Origin of the sequence: Sphingomonas ginsenosidivorax (assembly GCF_007995065.1) — a bacterium.
Classification (GTDB): domain Bacteria; phylum Pseudomonadota; class Alphaproteobacteria; order Sphingomonadales; family Sphingomonadaceae; genus Sphingomonas; species Sphingomonas ginsenosidivorax.
This window is the reverse complement of sequence record NZ_VOQR01000001.1, coordinates 591,388-609,367: the sequence shown is the minus strand read 5'-3', so window position 1 is coordinate 609,367 and position 17,980 is coordinate 591,388. Positions and strand designations below refer to the sequence as shown.

The following is a 17,980-nucleotide window of genomic DNA, read 5'->3' as shown; positions in this document are numbered from 1 at the left end:
GTGATCGCATGACCAACACGACGGCCGCCAAGGCCCCGCTCATCGAACCGATCGACCTCCAGGCGCAGTTCGAGAGCTTCTTCGAATCGAGCACGATCTGGATCCACACCAACTGGCTGAAGATCCTGATCGCGTTCGCGGCGGGTGCGGTGATCGTCATCGCGTTGCACGCCGCGCGGCGGCTGGGGCGCCGGCTCTGCGATCGCGAGGGCACGCGGTTCGGCTGGGCCAGCGTCGTCGGTCGCGCGATCGTGCGGACCAACAACTTCTTTATCGTCATGCTCGCGGTGAAGCTGGTCGTCGGCTACGCTGGCGCGCCGCAGGAGGTGTCGACCACGGTCAACTTCCTCTGGACGGTCGCGTCGGTGTTCCAGGCGGCAATCTGGGCGCGCGAGATCATCCTCGGCTCGATTGAACACCGCACCGCATCCGAACATTATTCGGGTGAGGCCCTGCTCTCCGCGATGGGGCTGATCCGGCTGCTCGTGACGCTCGTGCTGTTCGCGGTCGCGCTGGTCGTCGTGCTCGACAATCTCGGCGTCAACGTGACCGGCCTCGTCGCAGGGCTCGGTGTCGGCGGCATCGCGATCGGTCTCGCCGCGCAAGGGATCTTCGCCGACCTGTTCGCCGCGCTCGCGATCATCTTCGACCGCCCGTTCCGCCGCGGCGACAATATCAGCTACGACAGCACCTCGGGCAGCGTCGAGGGGATCGGCCTGAAATCGACGCGCATCCGCGGGATCGACGGCGAGGAGCGGATCATCTCGAACAAGAACCTCCTCAACAAGGAGATCCTCAACAACTCGCAGCGCAACCACCGCCGCGCGAAATTCGTGATCGGCGTGACCTATTTCACCCCCGCCGACGTCTGCGCGCGGATCCCCGACATGCTGAAGGAGATCGTCGAGGCCAACGACAAGATCTTCATCCGCGCCGGCTTCACCGGGTTCGGCGCGTCGAGCCTCGACTTCGAGGTCCAGTTCGACAGCACCGGTCCGGATTATGCGAGCTTCTATACCGGCCGCACGGCGGTCGGACTCGCGATCCTGCAGCGTTTGAACGAGGAGCGGATCGAGATCGCCTTCCCGACGCAGGTCAACCTGACCGCAGCGCCGGACGGGTCGAGCATCATGCCCTATCCGGCAACCCCGACCGATCGACCGGCGGACACCGCCGCCTGAGGGCATGCGGGCAGATGGCAACGTCCACCCCCCCCCCCCGTCATGCTGAACTTGTTTCAGCATCCACCGTGCCACCGGCGATAGCGCCTGGGGCGGGGTGGACCCTTAAACAAGTTCAGGGTGACGGTGGACGTTGCCTCAAATCCCGCCCTCATCCAACGACAGCAACGTCGCATTCCCCCCGGCGCTCGTCGTGTCCACAGACACCGCCCGCTCCGCACAGAACCGGTACAGATACCGCGGCCCGCCCGCCTTCGGCCCGGTCCCCGACAGCCCCTCGCCCCCGAACGGCTGGCTCCCCACCACCGCACCGATCATCGACCGGTTGATGTAGAGATTGCCGACCGCGGCCTCCGCCTCGGTCACCTCGGCCGCGCGCGCGATGCGGCTGTGCAGCCCCATCGTCAGCCCGTAGCCCTTGGCGTTCACGCGCGCGATCGTCTCGCTGAGCGTCCCCGCCGCCCAAGTCGCGACATGCAGCACCGGCCCGAACCATTCCTGGTTGAGGTCCTCGATCGCATCGATCCGGATCAGCGTCGGCGGCACGAACAGCCCGTCCGCCGGCACGTCGAGCGTCTTGACCCAGCGCGTCCGGACGCTCTCGCGGTACCCCATCAGCCGGTCATACGCCGCCCGGTCGATCACCGGCCCGACATCGGTCGCGGGATCCCCCGGCGCGCCGATCGTCAGCGTGTCCATCGCCCCAGACAGCATCTCGATCACCGTGTCGGCGACGTCCGCCTGCACCAGCAGCAGCCTGAGCGCCGAACAGCGCTGCCCCGCCGATCGGAACGAGGATGCGATCACGTCCGCCACGACCTGTTCGGGCAACGCGGTCGAATCGACGATCATCGCATTGATTCCGCCGGTCTCGGCGATCAGCGGCACGATCGGCCGCGTCTCGTCGTCGAGCAGCGCGCGCGCGATTTTCCGCGCGGTGCCGGTCGATCCGGTGAAGGCGACCCCCTGGATCCGCGGATCCGCGGTCAGCGCGGCGCCAACCTCCGGCCCGCCCGGGACCAAGACCAGCACATCCTTGGGCACACCCGCCCGGTGCGCCAGCCGCACCGCCGCCGCCGCGATCCGCGGCGTCTGCGGCGCGGGCTTGGCGACCACCGCATTGCCCGTCACCAGCGCGGCGACGGTCTGCCCCAGGAAGATCGCCAGCGGGAAATTCCACGGCGCGATCGTCGTCCACACCCCGCGCCCCTCGATATGCAGCGTATTGCGCTCGCCGGTCGGCCCCGGCAGTTCCATCGGCTGCAGCTTGGCCCGCGCCTCGCGCGCATAATAACGACAGAAATCCGCCGCCTCGCGGACCTCGCCGATCGCGTCGGGGATCGTCTTGAACGCCTCCTGCACGCAGATCCCCATCAGCTCGTCGCGGTTTGCCTCGAGCAGGTCGGCCAGCCGCTCGAGACACGCCGCGCGGTCGTCGACGGAAGTCCGCGACCACCCCGGAAACGCCGCATGTGCGAGCCCTATAGCGGCCGCAACGTCACTCCCCTCCCGCTCGCGGGAGGGGTTGGGGGAGGGCATGTCCGCAGACGCCACCGCCAGATCGACAGCCCCTCCCGCAGGCGCGAGGGGAGCATTCACCGCCTTCACGGTCGCTTCCAAAGTCGCGACATCACTCAGATCCAGCCCCGCCGAATTGCGATGCCCCTCCGCCCCGAACAGATCCACCGGCAACGGAATGCTCGGATGCCGCCGCCCGCCGACGAGCGCGATCTTCTCGACCGGGTCCGCCAAAATCTCCGCCTCGGTCAGCCGCTCGTCCGCCAGCTGATGCACGAAGCTCGAATTCGCCCCATTCTCCAGCAGCCGCCGGACCAGATACGCCAGGAGATCCCTGTGCCCACCGACCGGCGCATAGACCCGGCAATGATAGCCGTTCTCGCGCACCAGCCGCTCGTACAGCCCGTCGCCCATCCCGTGTAGCCGCTGGAACTCGAAGTCGCGGCTGTTGCCCGCCCATTCCATGATCGTCGCGACCGTCAGCGCATTGTGGCTCGCGAACGCGGGCCGGATGTTCTCAGCGTCCAGCATTTCGCGCGCGACGGCCAGGTACGACACGTCGGTTGCTGCCTTTCGGGTGAACAGCGGATAGTCCGCCAACCCCTCGACCTGCGTCCGCTTGATCTCGCTGTCCCAATAGGCGCCCTTGACCAGCCGGACGTTCATGATCCGATCGAGCCCGTTCGCCCAGGCGATCACCGGCCGCGCGCGCTTGCCGTACGCCTGTACCGCCATCCCGAACCCGTCCCAGCCCTTGAGGCTCGGCCGTGCCGCGACCGCGCCGATGATGTCGAGGCTCATCTCCAGCCGCTCGCTCTCCTCGGCATCGACGGTCAGCGCGATGCCCTTGCCTGCCGCCTGCTCGGCGAGCCCCGCGAGCATGTCAGTCAGCGCCGGCACGCACTCGTCCCACCGCGCGACCTCGTAACGCGGGTGCAGCGCCGACAGCTTGACCGAGATCGAATGCCCCGCCGCTGGATCGCGCCCGATCGCGTCGATCGCATCGGCATAGGCCTTCAGGTAGCGCTCGGCATCGGCATGCGTCCGCGCCGCCTCGCCCAGCATGTCGAAGCTCGCGGTGAAGCCGCGATTCTCCGGCCGCCGCATCCGCCTGGCCGCCTCGTCGATGGTCCGGCCCATCACGAAGATCTCGCCCATCATCTTCATCGCAGCGCCCACCGCCTGGCGCACGAACGGCTCGCCCGCGCGGCTGATCAGCCGGCGCAGCGGACCCGTCGCCCCCTCGCCCACCAGCACGCGGCCCACGACCAGCCCCCAGGTCGCCGAATTGACCAGCTTCGAATTCGACTTGCCCGCATGCGCACGCCAGTCCGCATCGCCCAGCTTGTCCGCGATCAGCAGGTCCGCGGTCTCGGGATCGGGCACGCGCAGGAACGCCTCGGCCAGGCTCAGCAGCGCGACGCCCTCGGACGAATTGAGCCGATATTCCTGCAGGAACTGGTTCACCCAGCCCTTTGACTGCGCCGCGCGCAGGTCCGCGAGCAGGCCAAGCGCGTGGCCCATCACGCGCTCGCGCGAATCACCATCCATCGCGGCGCGGTCCAGTAGCGGCTTTAGAACATCGGGTTCGCTCGCGCGGTACAGTTTCGCCATGGCTTCGCGAGCGGCGGACGTTACGGCAGTCGTCATATTCCAGCTTCCGGTTGGGTGAGGCTTGCAGGCAACGGGTCCCCGCGCCTAGAGACGCGGAGCATTAGCCGCAAACCGCGCGCAAGGGGAATCCCGTGGCGACGATCAGCCCTGCCGAAATGACCGACCGCGTCGGTACCGAGACCATATCCGACTGGGTCGAGGTGACCCAGGCCATGATCGACCAGTTCGCGGCGGCGACCGGCGACCACCAGTTCATTCACGTCGATCCGGACCGCGCGGCAATGACGCCGTTCGGCGGCACGATCGCGCACGGCTTCCTGATGCTGTCGCTGATGCCGGTGCTCGCGTCCAAGGTGCCCGACGCGCCGATGGTCGAAGGCACGCTGATGGGCATCAACTACGGCGGCAACGCGGTCCGCTTCCTGACCCCGGTCCGCTCCGGCTCGACCGTCCGCGGACGCTTCAAGTTATTGAGTTTCATCGAAAAGAGCCCAGGCCGCTGGCTCCAGACGATGGAATTTACGGTCGAGATACAGGGCACCGACAAGCCTGCCCTGGTCGCCGAATGGATGACGCTTATCGTCGTCTGACCGCCTTCTCCTCACCATGACTTTTGTGACTTCCCAGACAAAGGACCCCCGCTCATGCGCTCTGCCGTCATCGTCTCCACCGCCCGCACTCCCATCGGCCGCGCCTATCGCGGGGCGTTCAACAACACTCCCTCGCCCAGCCTTGCCGCGCATGCGATCCGCGCCGCCGTCGAACGCGCCGGGATCGAGGGGGGGCAGGTCGACGACGTCGTGCTCGGCTGCGCGCTGCAGCAGGGCCATCAGGCAACCAACATCGCCCGCACCTCGCTGCTTCGCGCCGGCCTGCCGGTGACGGTCGCGGGCATGTCGCTGGACCGCCAGTGCGCCTCCGGCCTGATGGCGATCGCGACCGCCGCCAAGCAGATCGTCGTCGACCGCATGGACGTCACCATCGGCGGCGGCGTCGAAAGCATCAGCATGGTCCAGACCCCGCAGATGCGCGTCGCGCCCGACCCCGGACTCGTGAAGATGCACCATGACGTCTACATGCCGATGCTGCAGACCGCCGAAGTGGTCGCCAAGCGCTACGGCATCGGCCGCGACGCAATGGACGCCTATGCGCTCCAGTCGCAGCAGCGCACTGCCGCCGCACAGGCCGCAGGCTATTACGATGCCGAGATCGTGCCGGTGACCGCGAGCATGGCCGTGGTCGACAAGGAGACCAAGGAAGTCTCCTACAAGGACGTCACGATCGCCAAGGACGAGGGCAACCGGGCGGACACCACGCTCGAGGGGCTGCAGTCGTTGAAGCCCGTGCTGGGGCCCGACGCGACCGTGACCGCGGGCAATGCCAGCCAGCTGTCCGACGGATCCTCGGCCAGCGTGCTGATGGAGGAAAAGCTCGCCTCGCAGCGCGGTCTCCAGCCGCTCGGCCGCTACATCGGCATGGCGGTGGGTGGCACCGAGCCGGACGAAATGGGCATCGGCCCCGTCGTCGCGATCCCCAGGCTGCTGCAGCGCTTCGGCCTGAAGATGGACGATATCGGCCTGTGGGAACTGAACGAGGCCTTCGCGGTGCAGGTGCTCTATTGCCGCGACACGCTCGGTATCCCCGACGAACTGCTCAACGTCTCGGGCGGTGCGATCTCGATCGGCCACCCGTACGGCATGACCGGCGCACGCGCGACCGGCCACGCGCTGATCGAGGGCAAGCGGCGGGGCGCCAAGCATGTCGTTGTCACGATGTGCGTCGGCGGCGGCATGGGTGCGGCGGGGTTGTTCGAAGTCCTGTAATCTTGACTTTTTGGCTCGACTCGCGCATGTACATGCGCGGTAAGACATACGCCTTTCTGAATGAGCCCCGGTTGTGCTAGCAACCGGGGCTCAAATCGTTTGGGGCTCAGCTGCTAGACCGAGCCCCGCCCGGCACCTTATCTTCGCGCGACGTCGATGATCTTTACGACCAGCGTCGCAAAGGCGAACATCACGCCAAGTATCAGGCACAAGTCGGTAAGAGACATACGCTGTCCTTTCCGAACGGCAGCCGGATTACTGCCGTTATTGAGAGTGCCGGTACCAACGACGTTCCGCAACCATCCCCCGCGCCGCCCGTTCTCTTGCCAGCCCAAGCCTAAAGGAGATCGACGATGGCCGACCAGGACACCCCACAGCAGGTTGCCGAAACCTTCCTCGCCAAGCTCAACGACAGCCCCTTCGTGATGGTCGGCCTGACCAGCGGTGGGCACAGCGAGCCGATGACCGCGCAGCTCGACGACGACCAGCCCAACACGCTGTACTTCTTCGCGGGCCGCGACAACCGCATCGCCGGCGGCGGTGAGGCGATGGCGCAGTTCGTCGGCAAGGGGCATGACTTCTTCGCCTGCCTCGCCGGCACCGTCTCGCAGGACAACGACCCGGCGCAGATCGACAAGCTCTGGAACAACCAGGTCGAGGCCTGGTTTCCCGGCGGCAAGAGCGATCCGAACCTCACGCTGCTGCGCTTCGACATCGACAGCGCCGAGCTATGGGAGACCGACATCTCGCTGACCGGCCGCGTCAAGATGCTGTTCGGCGGCACGATCACCCCGGGTGAATCGAGCAGCCACGCGGTCGTCAATTCGGTCGGCTAAGCCCGCCACTCCTTCCCGTCATGCCAGCGCGGGCTGGCATCTCCCGGTGATGGCCATAGCGCCAGCCACCGGGAGACCCCAGCCTTCGCTGGTGTGACGAATTAGGGCGTTACGCGTTCGCCGCGATCCACTGTTCGACGACGGGCGCGATCGTGTCGCGCCACTTCGAGCCGTTGAAGATGCCGTAATGCCCGGCACCCTCGGCCATGAAGTACCGCTTCTTGTCTTCGGGCAGGTGCGTCGCGAGCGTCAGTGCCGCCTTCGTCTGGCCCAGCCCCGAAATATCGTCGCGCTCGCCCTCGATCGCCAGCAACGCGACATCGGTGATCGCCGCCGGATCGACCGGTCGGCCGCGATGCGTCATCTCGCCCTTGGGCAGAGCATGGGTCTGGAAGACGGTTTCGATCGTCTGCAGATAGAATTCGGCCGTCATGTCGCAGACCGAACGATATTCCTCGTAGAACGCCTTGCTCGCATCCGCGCTCTCGCCGTCACCCTGCACCAGATGCTTGTACATCTCGAAATGCGAGATCATGTGATTGCCGAGGTTCATCGACATGAACCCGGCCAGCTGCAGGAAGCCCGGATAGACCTTCCGGCCGGCACCTGGATAATTGCCCGGCACGGTGGCGATGACATTCTGTTCGAACCAGCTGTGCGGGCGCTCGGTCGCCAGCGTGTTGACCGCGGTCGGTGCCTCGCGCGTATCGACCGGTCCCCCCATCAGCGTCAGCGTCTTCGGCCGGCACGGATTGCGGTCCGCGCTCATCAGCGCCACCGCGGCGTAGCACGGCACCGACGGCTGGCAGACCGCGAGCATGTGCGTGCCGCCCTCGCCCGCATTCTCGCCCATCGTTTCGAGGAATGCGATCAGATAGTCGATATAGTCGTCGAGATCGAACCGACCATCGCCCAGCGGCACGCTACGCGCGTCGCGCCAGTCGGTCACATAGACATCCGCGCTCGGCAGCATCCGCTCGACGGTCCCGCGTAGCAGCGTCGCATAATGGCCCGACATCGGCGCGACGATCAGCAGCTTGGGACCGCCGGTCACGCCCTCGCGGACGAACCGCTTCAACTGCCCGAACGGCCGGCGCAGCACGACCTCCTCGCGCACCGCGACCTCGCGACCGTCGATGGTCGTGTGGTGCAACCCGAATTCGGGCTTACCCCGCGACGCGTTTGCGTGCGCGAACACCTGCAGCGCCGACGCGATGACGGTGCCGCCACCAAGATAGGAAAACGGGTTTGCCGGGTGACTGAGCATGTCGGCACCAAAACTCGCCATCGCACTAGCGCCGGACAGCATCGATCGCTGGAACTCGTAAGAATCGTAGAGCATCGGGTATCCCGTACGGAGGACTCGTTACAGAAGCCGTAACGCATATCCGCTGCAACGCAACATCCGGGCACCATCTGGCGTCCGACCGACCCCGTACGCGCGCCCGGCGGTTGTCGTTGAGCGCCACGCCGGCCGCTGCTACGCCCCCCGCATGGCCAAGCCGAATTCCGAGGACAAACCCACCCGCCGGATCGGCGACCTTGCAATGGTCTGGCGGCACGCATCCGCCTACCCCCGCCAGATCGCGTTCGCAGGGCTCGCGCTGCTGACGACGTCGGCGGCGACGATCGGCATCCCGTACGGCTTCAAGCGGGTCATCGACCGCGGCTTCGGCCCCGGCGCCAGCGGATCGGTGAGCGCCTCGTTCCACTATCTGCTGATGATCGTCCTCGTGCTCGCGCTCGCGACCGCGGTTCGGTTCTACTACGTCTCCTGGCTCGGCGAGCGCGTGGTCGCCGACATCCGCACCACCGTCCAGCGCCATCTGCTGCGCCTGACGCCGCGCTTCTTCGAGGAGAACCGCCCCTCCGAGATCGCGTCGCGACTGACCTCCGACACCGCGCTGATCGAGCAGGTCGTTGGAAGCACGGTGTCGATCGCGCTGCGCAATACCTTCACCGGGATCGGCGGGCTGATCTACCTGTTCGCAATCAGCCCCAAGCTCGCGGGACTGCTGATGATCGGCATCCCGCTTATCATCCTGCCGATCGCGTTGCTCGGCAAACGCGTGCGCACCTATTCACGGACCTCGCAGGACCGCGTCGCGGACGTCGGGTCGATCGCCACCGAGACGCTCGGCGCGATGAAGGTCGTGCAGGCGTTCGGGCAGGAGCGGCGCGAGGCGATCCGCTTCTCGGACGCGGTCTCGGCAACCTTCGCGGCGGCGCGCGCGCGCATCCTGCTGCGCGCGATCATGACCGCGATCGTCATCGGACTCGTCTTCGGGTCGATCACGATGGTGCTGTGGGAAGGCGCGATCGACGTCGCGGCCGGGCGGATCAGCGGCGGCGCGATCGCCGCGTTCGTGCTCACCGGCGGGATCGTCGCCGGTGCGCTGGGCTCGCTGACCGAAGTCTATGGCGACCTGCTGCGCGGCGCCGGTGCGGCCAGCCGCCTCAGCGAGCTGCTGCGCGAGGTCCCCGAGATCGCCGCACCCGCGCAACCTCGCGCGCTGCCGCAGCCGCCGGTCGGTGCGCTGGCGTTCGAGGACGTGCAGTTCCACTATCCGACGCGGCGTGACGTCGCGGCGCTCAACGGCTTCTCTCTCGACATCCGCCCGGGCGAAACCGTCGCGGTCGTGGGGCCGTCCGGCGCGGGCAAGAGCACCTTGTTCCAGCTCGTCCAGCGTTTCTACGATCCGGACCAGGGTCGTGTCCTGCTCGACGGGGTCGACCTGCGCGACGCCGATCCGGCCGAAGTCCGCGGCCGGATCGCGATGGTGCCGCAGGAAACCGTGATCTTCGGCGCGTCCGCACGCGACAATCTGCGCTACGGCGACTGGACCGCGACCGACGACCAGCTCTGGGCCGCCGCCGAAGCCGCCAACGCCGCCGAGTTCCTGCGCAAATTGCCCGATGGCCTCGACACCTTCCTCGGCGAAGGCGGCGCGCGCCTGTCGGGCGGCCAGCGCCAGCGCGTCACGATCGCGCGCGCACTGCTGCGCGACGCGCCGATCCTGCTGCTCGACGAGGCGACCAGTGCCCTCGACGCGGAAAGCGAACGGCTGGTGCAGGAGGCGCTCGAACGCCTGATGGCCAACCGCACCACGCTCGTCATCGCCCACCGCCTCGCCACGGTACGCGCCGCCGAACGCATCATCGTCATGGACGACGGCCAGATCGTCGAACAAGGCAGTCATGGCAGCCTGATGACGAACAGCGGCCTCTATGCGCGGCTGGCCAGCCTGCAGTTCAACGAAGCGGCCTAGCCGCTCACGCTATTCAGCCAGCGCGAACACCGTCATCGCCGCCGCAGCGCTGGCGAGCAGACCGGTTGCGCCCGCGACCGCGGCGGCTCGCCGGCGCACGGCACCGCGCAGAAGGCCGAGCCGTGTCGCATCGAGATGATAGCGGCCATGACCATCGTCGACGATCACCCCATAGCCGCGGAGTCGGCGAAAGGTCGCGGCATCGAGCGGATCATACGGGATAGCGCTCCGGGCACGCGTTGCGCCGACCGCGACGAAATCGTTGACGATACGTCTGCGTCTCGCGCCCCTGAACAATCCCAACATGCCAGTCCCCCCGGATCATCGCACGCCCCTGCCGTCTACCGCGCAATTCCGCGGCGCACGATACAGAGCCGACGCTAAGCTACCTTATATCGGAATTCCGACCTAGCCCCAACGCTTTGCCGAAACCCTAACGCCGCTTCCCCTGATGGCGGATGTTGGTCGGTCGGCCGCGGTGCTTGATCACGCGGCCCGGCTTGCGCGCGTCGCGCGTCGGCGCCGCCCGCTTGCCCTCGGGCATCTCGAAGCGCAACGCGCCCGATACCGGGTTCGCCTCGGCGAGCTTGAGTTCGAGCCGCTGGCCCTGTGCAAACTTCTCGCCCGTATTCTCGCCCGTCAGCGTGCGCGCGCCTTCGTCGAAGCGGAAATAGTCGTTGCCCAGGTCGCGCACCGGCATCAGCCCGTCGCCGCCGATCCCCTCGACCGTCGCGAAGAAGCCGAAATTGGTCACGCCGGTTATGCGCACGTCCATGATCTGACCGACGCGTTCGGACAGGAACGCGGCGACATAGCGATCGGTGGTATCGCGCTCGGCTTCCATCGCGCGGCGTTCGAGCCGGCTGATGATCTCGCCGATCGAATCCATCGCAGCCGCATCGTCGGCGGGCAGCCCGCCCGGCCCCAGCGCATAGGCTCCGACCAGCGCGCGGTGGACCAGCAGGTCGGCATAGCGCCGGATCGGCGAGGTAAAATGCGCGTAGCTGCCGAGACCCAGCCCGAAATGCCCGTGGTTGGCGGGCGCGTAATAGGCCTGGGTCTGGGTCCTGAGAATCTGCTCCATCACCTGCGGCAGGAAATCCGACCAGGGACTATCGGGCCCGATCCGCTCGATGACGTGATTGAACGTCGCCGGGCGCACGACCTGCCCCAGGGCGAAGGGGATATCGAAGGTATCGAGATACTCTTTCAGCGCGGCGAGCTTCTCGCGGCTGGGGGGCTCGTGGATGCGGTACATGACCGGCGCCTTCTTGGCCTCGAGCGCCTTGGCCGCGGCGACATTGGCAGCGATCATGTAATCCTCGATCAGCCGGTGCGCGTCGAGCCGCTCGCGTGGTGCGACCGACATGATGCGCCCCGTCTCGTCGAGCACGACGCGCCGTTCGGGCAGGTCGAGGTCGAGCGGCGCCCGCGCGTCGCGAGCCTTGGCCAGCGCGTGCCAGCACGACCAGAGGGGACGGAGGATGGCGAGAATCCCTTCCCTTCCCGCCTGCGGGAGGGGGCTGGGGGGTGGGCCCGCGCTATCCGCGTCAGCGTCCATCGAGGGCGCGACCCTACCCCCGGCCCCTCCCACAAGCGGGAGGGGGGGAGAAGCAGCATCGATCGCCGCCTGCGCTTCTTCATATGAAAGATTCGCCGCCAGCCGCACCACCGCGCGCGTGAAGCGCCATGACTCCAGCGTCCCGTCCTTGGCGATCCGCAGATGGCAGGCGAGCGCCGCGCGGTCCTCATGCTCCTTCAGCGAACATATATCCGCCGACAGGATCTCGGGCAGCATCGGCACGACGCGGTCGGGAAAATAGACCGAGTTGCCGCGACGCCGCGCCTCGCGGTCGATCTCCGACTTCGGCCGGACATAGAAGCTGACATCGGCGATCGCGACGATCGCCTTCCACCCGCCAGGGTTGGCGGGGTCGTCGTCCGCTTCGGCCCAGACCGCGTCGTCGTGATCGCGCGCATCCTCGGGGTCGATCGCGATGATCGGCAGGTGACGCAGGTCTTCGCGCCCCTCGCCGAGCGGTTGCGCCGCAACCTGCTTCGCCTCGTCGAGCGCTTCCTGCGAGAAGGTATCGGGGATGCCGAGCTTGTGGATCGCGATCAACGAGAAGCTGCGCGCCGCGAACGGGTCGCCCAGCCGCGACACGACCCGGGCCGAGATCCGCGGCGGCTTGCCGGCGAGTTCGGCGAGCACGAGGTCACCGGGTGCCGCCTGCCCCGCATCGGCGACCGCGAACTCGCGGCGCTCGCGCTTGTCGACGCCGGTCAGCCACAGCTTGCCGCCCTCTTCGCGGAGCACGCCGAGGACCTGTTCGGAGGCAGGCGCAAGCACCTTCATCGGCTGCGCGATCCAGCCATTGCCCGCCTCTTCGGTGCGGGCGAGGATGCGTTCGCCGACGCCCAGCGCCCCGCGCTTGCGTTCGCGGACGCGAAGCCGGGGCGGCGGCACGCCTTCGGCCTCCCAGCGCTCGGGCACGGCCCAGACGTTGCCGCCATCGTCGACATCGACGATCCGGAGCACCGTCACCTTGGGGACGCCGCCCATCTTGTGGAAGGCGCGGCCCGGGGCCGAATCGATCAGCCCCTCGTCGGCCATGTCCTTCAGCAACGCCTTCAGGCCGATCTTGTCCTGTGCGCTGAGGCCGAAGCTCTTGGCGATCTCGCGCTTGCCCGCGGGAACGTTGGAGGTGGCGATGAAATCCAGGATCTGTTCGCGGGTCGGAAGCCCGGCTTTCGGTTTGTGCATCTGCCCGAGATAGGCGGTCCCGGGCACTTCGCCAAATCCGCCGCTACGACGCGGCGGCGCCCGCTGGCCCGACGATCGGCCCACGCCAAACCACGCGTTCGATATGACCGCTTGCATATGGACACGATCGGCATAGTCTGGTCGAAACAACCCCATAGGAGCGATCCATGACTCCGTACCCAACGCTCGAAGCCGAACGCGACGACAAGAATCTCGTGATTCTGCAAAGCCTCATCTGCCTGTTGCGCGAAAAGAACATCCTGTCGCGCGCCGACATCGAGGAATTGTGCGCGACCGTGCAGGCGCGGGCCACCGATCAGGCGCACGACCCGCTACCCTGTGCGGCGAAGAGCGCGCAGGCGGCCGCCAGCGAGATTGCACGGATCGGTGACTATGTCGGCCACCGCTATGGCGGGAAGCACCGCCGGGCGAACTGAGCGTCGGACGAACTGGGCGTCGTCGGGCAGGAAGGCGTCAGTTCGTCGGCGGTCGTCGCCGATAGCTGAGCGCCTCCGCCACATGAATGCGCGTGACCTGGTCCGCGCCGGCCAGGTCCGCGATCGTCCTGCCGACCCTGAGTATCCGCGTATAGCCCCGCGCGGTCAGGCGCATCGCCTCTGCCGCTTGCGCCAGCAACTTGCGGCCCGGCTCGTCGGGCATCGCAACCGCGTCCAGCAACGGCCCGTCGGCCTCCGCATTGGTCCGTACCGGATGATCGCTGTACCGCACCGCCTGCACCCGGCGCGCAGCGGCGACGCGCGCGGCGACCTCGGCGGATCCTTCGGTCGGGGGCGGCAGGACGAGATCGGCGGCGCTGACCGCCGAGACATCGACGTGAAGGTCGATGCGATCGAGCAATGGGCCCGAAACCTTGCCCTGATACTCTGCCGCACACCGCGGCGCCCGTGCACAGGCAAGGCTGGCGTCACCGAGATGGCCGCAACGACACGGGTTCATCGCGGCCACCAACTGCACGCGCGCAGGAAAGGTGACATGGGCATTTGCGCGCGCGACGCTCACCGTGCCCGTCTCGAGCGGCTGGCGGAGCGAATCGAGCACCGCGCGCTGGAATTCCGGCAGCTCGTCGAGGAACAGCACGCCCAGATGCGCCAGGCTGACCTCGCCCGGCTTCACCTTCAGCCCGCCTGTGGAAAGCTTCCCTTTCGTTGCACCAAGCGACAGTCACGGCTGATCAATGACGCACATTCCGCTGCACTATACCGCACGTTTCGTTGCACTGCGTCAGCCTTGCGCTCCGGCGGCTTACGTTAGATGTTCCGCAACATGCCAATCCATGCCGCCGATTCCGAAGATCTAGGTGCTATCTTAGCCTCAAACTCTGGGGTGGACGGCGCAGAGTTAACCGATACCGAGATCGCAACTGCGGTGATTCGCAGGGGCATCATCGAGCCGCTTGTAGCACGTGACCGATGCTCGGTCGCGGACGTCAGCGACGCGGCTAAGCAGATCGGTTGCTCTACAAGGACTGTCTGGACCATCATAAAGCGGTATCGCAGCACCCGACGGCTTCGCGACCTTTTGCCTCCAAAGAGACGAGGCACCCGCGGACGAAGTTTTCTCGATCCGAAGGTCGAAGCGATCATCGTTCGGGTGTTTGAGACACATCATCTCAGCCGTATGCGGCCGACCATTGTTCAAACTGTGCGCGAAATTCGACGTATTTGTACGTTGGAAGGTTTAAAGCTTCCAAGCACCGACTCAATTCGCCGACGGCTTGCCCGCATTCCAGAAATTGAAATAGTCGCAGCACGAGAGGGCAGAAAGAAGGCTGGCGAGCGGTTCCGTCCGGTGTCGGGCGCAACACCTGTCACAAACGCTCCGCTTCAACGGGTTCAAATTGATCACACGAAGGTTGATCTCATTGTCGTCGACGAAAAGAACAGACTCCCTCTTCAAAGACCGTTCATCACGATCGCCCTCGACGAGTTTTCTAGATCCGTCCTAGGATTCCACCTATCGCTTGAAGCCCCTTCGGCAACGTCCGTCGGATTGTGTCTAGTCCATTCCATCCTACCCAAGGACGATTGGTCAGGTAAGATTGGTTTGCAGTTTCCATGGCCAATGTACGGTAGGCCAGACGAAATTTATGTCGATAACGGTTCCGACTTTCACTCAGAAGCTGTTCAGCGCGGATGCGACGCCTGGGGCATGCAAATCAATTTCAGGCCTGGAGGCATGCCACACTTTGGGGGTATTATTGAGAGAATGATGAGGACAGCGATGTCGTCAGTTAAGACGTTGCCTGGGGCAACCGGTTCATCGATCATCGAGCGAGGAGACAGGGATCCAGATCGAGATGCAGCGATGACGCTCCCCGAGCTGGAGTTAATGTTCGCTACCTTTTTTGCGGGCCAATATCATTGCACGCCTCACAAGCACCATGGCCTGACTCCGAATACCAAGTGGATGCAGGGTATATTCGGTGACAAGAGTGAGCGCGGACGGGGTGTCCCGACAGAAATTCAGGACCCCCAACGATTACTCATCGATTTTTTGCCAATGGAACGCCGAAGGCTTACGCAAAGAGGTATTCGGTGGGGCGGCGTCCATTATATGGACGATATTTTGCGCCGCTACCTAATGGATGGAAAACACCGGGATTTTTTGGTCAGGCGTGACCCGCGCGACGTTTCAGCGATCTGGTTGTTAGCCCCAGACGAGAACCGTTATTACCGCATCGGAACGAAAGAAATCTCGCGGCCTTCATTGTCATTGTGGGAACTTGAGGCCGGCCGCAGAGCAATACGGGCGGAGGGACGAGCGGACTATGACGAAACGGCATTGTTCGCAGCAGTAGAAGCCCAGCGCCAGATCGCGAACACAGCGGCAGGCAATAAATCACAAGCGCGACGTTCTCGACTTGCCGTAGAACGGAGAGCGCGGAACGATGCGGGCAACTCGAACGCTCCCAGTGACACGATGCTCCCCCAGTCGCCTCTTCCACAGGCTCCTTGGAGATATACGGAAGCTGCAGCGCCAGACGAAGATGACGTTTTCGAGATACTCGAGTGAACGCTCCTCTGCGCCGCCTCACACCAAAAATTCACGCTATAATTGGGGCATCTCCGGAAGTCAGGCTGGAAGCGCTGAAGGCTCAACCCTTCGTCGCCTATGGCACCGCCAAACGCATTTCAGATCGGTTAGAAGAATTATTAATAAGCAAAAGGTCGCACCGTCCCGCGAGTATTCTTATCTCGGGACCCACTAACAACGGCAAGACAATGCTCGTTAATCGTTTTATCGGGCTACATCCCCCCGACGACGACCCCTCTGCCGAGGCCATCACCGCAAAAGTATTATATGTTCAAATGCCGCCGACACCTGATCCTCGACAGTTCTACACCTCTATCCTAGATCGTCTAAACGCACCAGTCCGTAGAACGGCTATTTTGAGCCAACTACAGAGCCAAGCACTACGTTTAGTTGAAGCGGTAGGTTTAAAGGTCCTAGTTATTGATGAATTACATAATATCCATTCCGGTCGAGTTGAACAGCAACGCGCATTCTTAAATGTACTTCGTTACGTCTCGAATGAAAAGCAAATACACCTCGTTGGCTGCGGCCTCATAACTGCGGTTCGCGCACTGCAATCAGACGAGCAGCTTGCAAACCGTTTTGAGCATTGGCCGCTTCCTAAATGGACCTCAGAGAACGGAACTCGAGCTCTACTGAACACTTTAGAGTCGACTTTACCGCTACAACACGCGTCTGAACTGTCACAACCCGATATTATGAGCCGGGTGCTTGCCTTGTCTGGAGGAACGATAGGGGAGATTGTCCGCCTGGTTAATGCAGCGGCTGCAGAAGCGATACAGAACGGAGCCGAGCGGATCGATGCCTCCGTTATCGACGGATTGCGCTGGATTCCGCCAGGGGATCGCCGACGGGCGGCCGAGCTTTCGTTGGGGTATCGAGATTAACTATTGAAACCGCTTTTGCCATGGCGGCCCAAACCACAAGTCGACGAATTATTATCGTCATGGCTGTTACGTGTTGCCCACGGTAACTCTCCAAAATTGCAGACTTTTTCTCACTTGATTTGGCCAGGAAGACAGCTTTGGAACCGAGATCTCGATGCAATGGCACCGCGCGATGTCGTAAATGACTTAGCCAGACTAACTGGAACAGGCGAAAATGAAGCCTGGGCTACGACCCTCTATTCACTAGAGGGCATCTTATATGAACGCATTCGAATAACTAATGCTTCTCGTTGGATTTTGCCTCTCGGAATTTATCACCGAACTCGGCGCCGAGGAGGTCAGCAATGGTGCGCAATTTGCCTCAGCACTGATAGACAGGCGTATTACCGGAAAAATTGGCGCCTCGCCATAGTAAGCACGTGTTCAAAACATGGAATTGTGCTTGCCGACCGCTGCATAGACTGCGGTTCTCCTGCAGTGCCTCACCAAGGACTTGATCCGTGTTGCCACGTTTGCGGAAGTGATCGACGCTCTTACCCTCACGTGATCGCGGACTCAAAAGCGCTTCAACTCGAACATAACTTTCGTGAAATTCTTGCCGGTCGCGCCCACCCGCCCGAAGCATTCAGTAATATCTACCCACTTGCCTTCTTCAACCTAGTTCGACAGATCCTCTCGATTGTGACTGCCAACCCTCGAGCTCAGCGGTTGAGAGAAACCGTATGCAGACACAATGGCGGGGATCCCAGTGAGCCAATTTTTGAAGGTATTATCTCGGCTCCGGAGTTTTTGTCGAGTAGCGAAAGGCATAGGATGATGGCAATTGTTGCGCAGTTACTGGATGGTTGGCCGTACAAGTTCGTCGCACTCTGCGCGGAAGCAGGCATGTGGCGTTCCTGGGCCCTTCGAGGAGATCGGAGTTCAATCCCGTTTGAGTATACAACGGTGGTGGACAGATATCTACACGGAACCTGATTCAGCCATCGTTCTGTACTTATCGACAGTCTTTTAGAGGGCCGTCGCCAGCAGAAGGA

At 64.3% G+C, this 17,980-nt stretch carries 13 protein-coding genes and 1 pseudogene; 9 read left to right on the top strand and 5 right to left on the bottom strand.

From position 1 onward, the window contains the following. Positions 1-8 precede the first annotated feature (8 nt). Positions 9-1,181, top strand: a complete 1,173-nt coding sequence (locus tag FSB78_RS02650) for a mechanosensitive ion channel family protein (protein WP_147079708.1) — start codon at positions 9-11, stop codon at positions 1,179-1,181. A gap of 138 nt (positions 1,182-1,319) precedes the next feature. Here FSB78_RS02650 and putA read toward each other — a convergent pair whose 3' ends face one another. Further along, positions 1,320-4,349 (bottom strand): bifunctional proline dehydrogenase/L-glutamate gamma-semialdehyde dehydrogenase PutA, encoded by a 3,030-nt coding sequence (gene putA, locus FSB78_RS02645; RefSeq protein WP_147079706.1) that lies wholly within the window; start codon positions 4,347-4,349, stop codon positions 1,320-1,322. Positions 4,350-4,468: 119 nt separating this feature from the next. Between putA and FSB78_RS02640 the strand changes: the two genes are divergently transcribed. The 3 genes from FSB78_RS02640 (at position 4,469) to FSB78_RS02630 (ending at position 6,972) form a co-directional block, all read left to right on the top strand. Further along, positions 4,469-4,903 carry a MaoC family dehydratase gene (locus FSB78_RS02640; protein WP_199743232.1) on the top strand — a complete coding sequence of 145 codons (435 nt, stop codon included), beginning with the start codon at positions 4,469-4,471 and terminating at the stop codon, positions 4,901-4,903. A gap of 54 nt (positions 4,904-4,957) precedes the next feature. Then, positions 4,958-6,136 carry an acetyl-CoA C-acyltransferase gene (locus tag FSB78_RS02635; RefSeq protein ID WP_147079702.1) on the top strand — a complete coding sequence of 393 codons (1,179 nt, stop codon included), beginning with the start codon at positions 4,958-4,960 and terminating at the stop codon, positions 6,134-6,136. 353 nt (positions 6,137-6,489) lie between these two features. Then, a complete protein-coding gene (locus tag FSB78_RS02630; protein WP_147079700.1) occupies positions 6,490-6,972 on the top strand; it encodes a pyridoxamine 5'-phosphate oxidase family protein in 483 nt (160 codons plus the stop codon). Positions 6,973-7,081: 109 nt separating this feature from the next. Here the strand turns inward: FSB78_RS02630 and FSB78_RS02625 are convergent, their stop codons facing one another. Continuing rightward, a complete protein-coding gene (locus tag FSB78_RS02625; protein ID WP_147079698.1) occupies positions 7,082-8,314 on the bottom strand; it encodes a polyhydroxyalkanoate depolymerase in 1,233 nt (410 codons plus the stop codon). Between the two features lie 151 nt (positions 8,315-8,465). On the opposite strand from FSB78_RS02625, the gene FSB78_RS02620 reads away from it, so the two are divergent. Beyond that, complete coding sequence (locus FSB78_RS02620; RefSeq protein WP_147079696.1) at positions 8,466-10,241, top strand: ABC transporter transmembrane domain-containing protein; 1,776 nt, start codon at positions 8,466-8,468, stop codon at positions 10,239-10,241. Between the two features lie 9 nt (positions 10,242-10,250). Here the strand turns inward: FSB78_RS02620 and FSB78_RS02615 are convergent, their stop codons facing one another. Further along, complete coding sequence (locus tag FSB78_RS02615; RefSeq protein ID WP_147079694.1) at positions 10,251-10,547, bottom strand: hypothetical protein; 297 nt, start codon at positions 10,545-10,547, stop codon at positions 10,251-10,253. 127 nt (positions 10,548-10,674) lie between these two features. Then, a complete protein-coding gene (locus FSB78_RS02610; RefSeq protein WP_147079692.1) occupies positions 10,675-13,005 on the bottom strand; it encodes a ribonuclease R family protein in 2,331 nt (776 codons plus the stop codon). 167 nt (positions 13,006-13,172) lie between these two features. Here FSB78_RS02610 and FSB78_RS02605 point away from each other — a divergent pair, with 167 nt between their 5' ends. Beyond that, positions 13,173-13,442 (top strand): hypothetical protein, encoded by a 270-nt coding sequence (locus tag FSB78_RS02605; RefSeq protein ID WP_147079690.1) that lies wholly within the window; start codon positions 13,173-13,175, stop codon positions 13,440-13,442. A gap of 37 nt (positions 13,443-13,479) precedes the next feature. On the opposite strand, the pseudogene FSB78_RS02600 reads toward FSB78_RS02605, so the two are convergent. Continuing rightward, positions 13,480-14,160 (bottom strand): annotated as a pseudogene (locus FSB78_RS02600) (ATP-binding protein); the annotation flags it as partial. Between the two features lie 117 nt (positions 14,161-14,277). Here FSB78_RS02600 and FSB78_RS02595 point away from each other — a divergent pair. Genes FSB78_RS02595 through FSB78_RS19745 form a run of 3 tightly spaced genes read left to right on the top strand, consistent with a single transcriptional unit; the run spans position 14,278 to position 17,921 of the window. Continuing rightward, positions 14,278-16,038 (top strand): Mu transposase C-terminal domain-containing protein, encoded by a 1,761-nt coding sequence (locus FSB78_RS02595; protein ID WP_082463427.1) that lies wholly within the window; start codon positions 14,278-14,280, stop codon positions 16,036-16,038. Further along, positions 16,035-16,946 (top strand): TniB family NTP-binding protein, encoded by a 912-nt coding sequence (locus FSB78_RS02590; RefSeq protein WP_147079688.1) that lies wholly within the window; start codon positions 16,035-16,037, stop codon positions 16,944-16,946. The genes FSB78_RS02595 and FSB78_RS02590 overlap by 4 nt, the downstream gene beginning before the upstream one ends. Positions 16,947-16,949: 3 nt before the next feature. Next, on the top strand, positions 16,950-17,921 hold the full coding sequence (locus FSB78_RS19745) for a TniQ family protein (protein ID WP_147079686.1): 972 nt from the start codon (positions 16,950-16,952) through the stop codon (positions 17,919-17,921). Positions 17,922-17,980 lie beyond the last annotated feature (59 nt).

Excerpts from the sequence above, each read along its gene's own strand:
- FSB78_RS02605 (WP_147079690.1), top strand. The coding sequence starts at position 13,173 with ATGACTCCGTACCCAACGCTCGAAGCCGAACGCGACGACAAGAATCTC.
- FSB78_RS02640 (WP_199743232.1), top strand. The coding sequence starts at position 4,469 with ATGACCGACCGCGTCGGTACCGAGACCATATCCGACTGGGTCGAGGTG.
- FSB78_RS02610 (WP_147079692.1), bottom strand. The coding sequence starts at position 13,005 with ATGCACAAACCGAAAGCCGGGCTTCCGACCCGCGAACAGATCCTGGAT.
- FSB78_RS02620 (WP_147079696.1), top strand. The coding sequence starts at position 8,466 with ATGGCCAAGCCGAATTCCGAGGACAAACCCACCCGCCGGATCGGCGAC.
- FSB78_RS02625 (WP_147079698.1), bottom strand. The coding sequence starts at position 8,314 with ATGCTCTACGATTCTTACGAGTTCCAGCGATCGATGCTGTCCGGCGCT.
- FSB78_RS02635 (WP_147079702.1), top strand. The coding sequence starts at position 4,958 with ATGCGCTCTGCCGTCATCGTCTCCACCGCCCGCACTCCCATCGGCCGC.
- putA (WP_147079706.1), bottom strand. The coding sequence starts at position 4,349 with ATGACGACTGCCGTAACGTCCGCCGCTCGCGAAGCCATGGCGAAACTG.
- FSB78_RS02630 (WP_147079700.1), top strand. The coding sequence starts at position 6,490 with ATGGCCGACCAGGACACCCCACAGCAGGTTGCCGAAACCTTCCTCGCC.
- FSB78_RS02615 (WP_147079694.1), bottom strand. The coding sequence starts at position 10,547 with ATGTTGGGATTGTTCAGGGGCGCGAGACGCAGACGTATCGTCAACGAT.
- FSB78_RS02595 (WP_082463427.1), top strand. The coding sequence starts at position 14,278 with ATGTTCCGCAACATGCCAATCCATGCCGCCGATTCCGAAGATCTAGGT.
- FSB78_RS02650 (WP_147079708.1), top strand. The coding sequence starts at position 9 with ATGACCAACACGACGGCCGCCAAGGCCCCGCTCATCGAACCGATCGAC.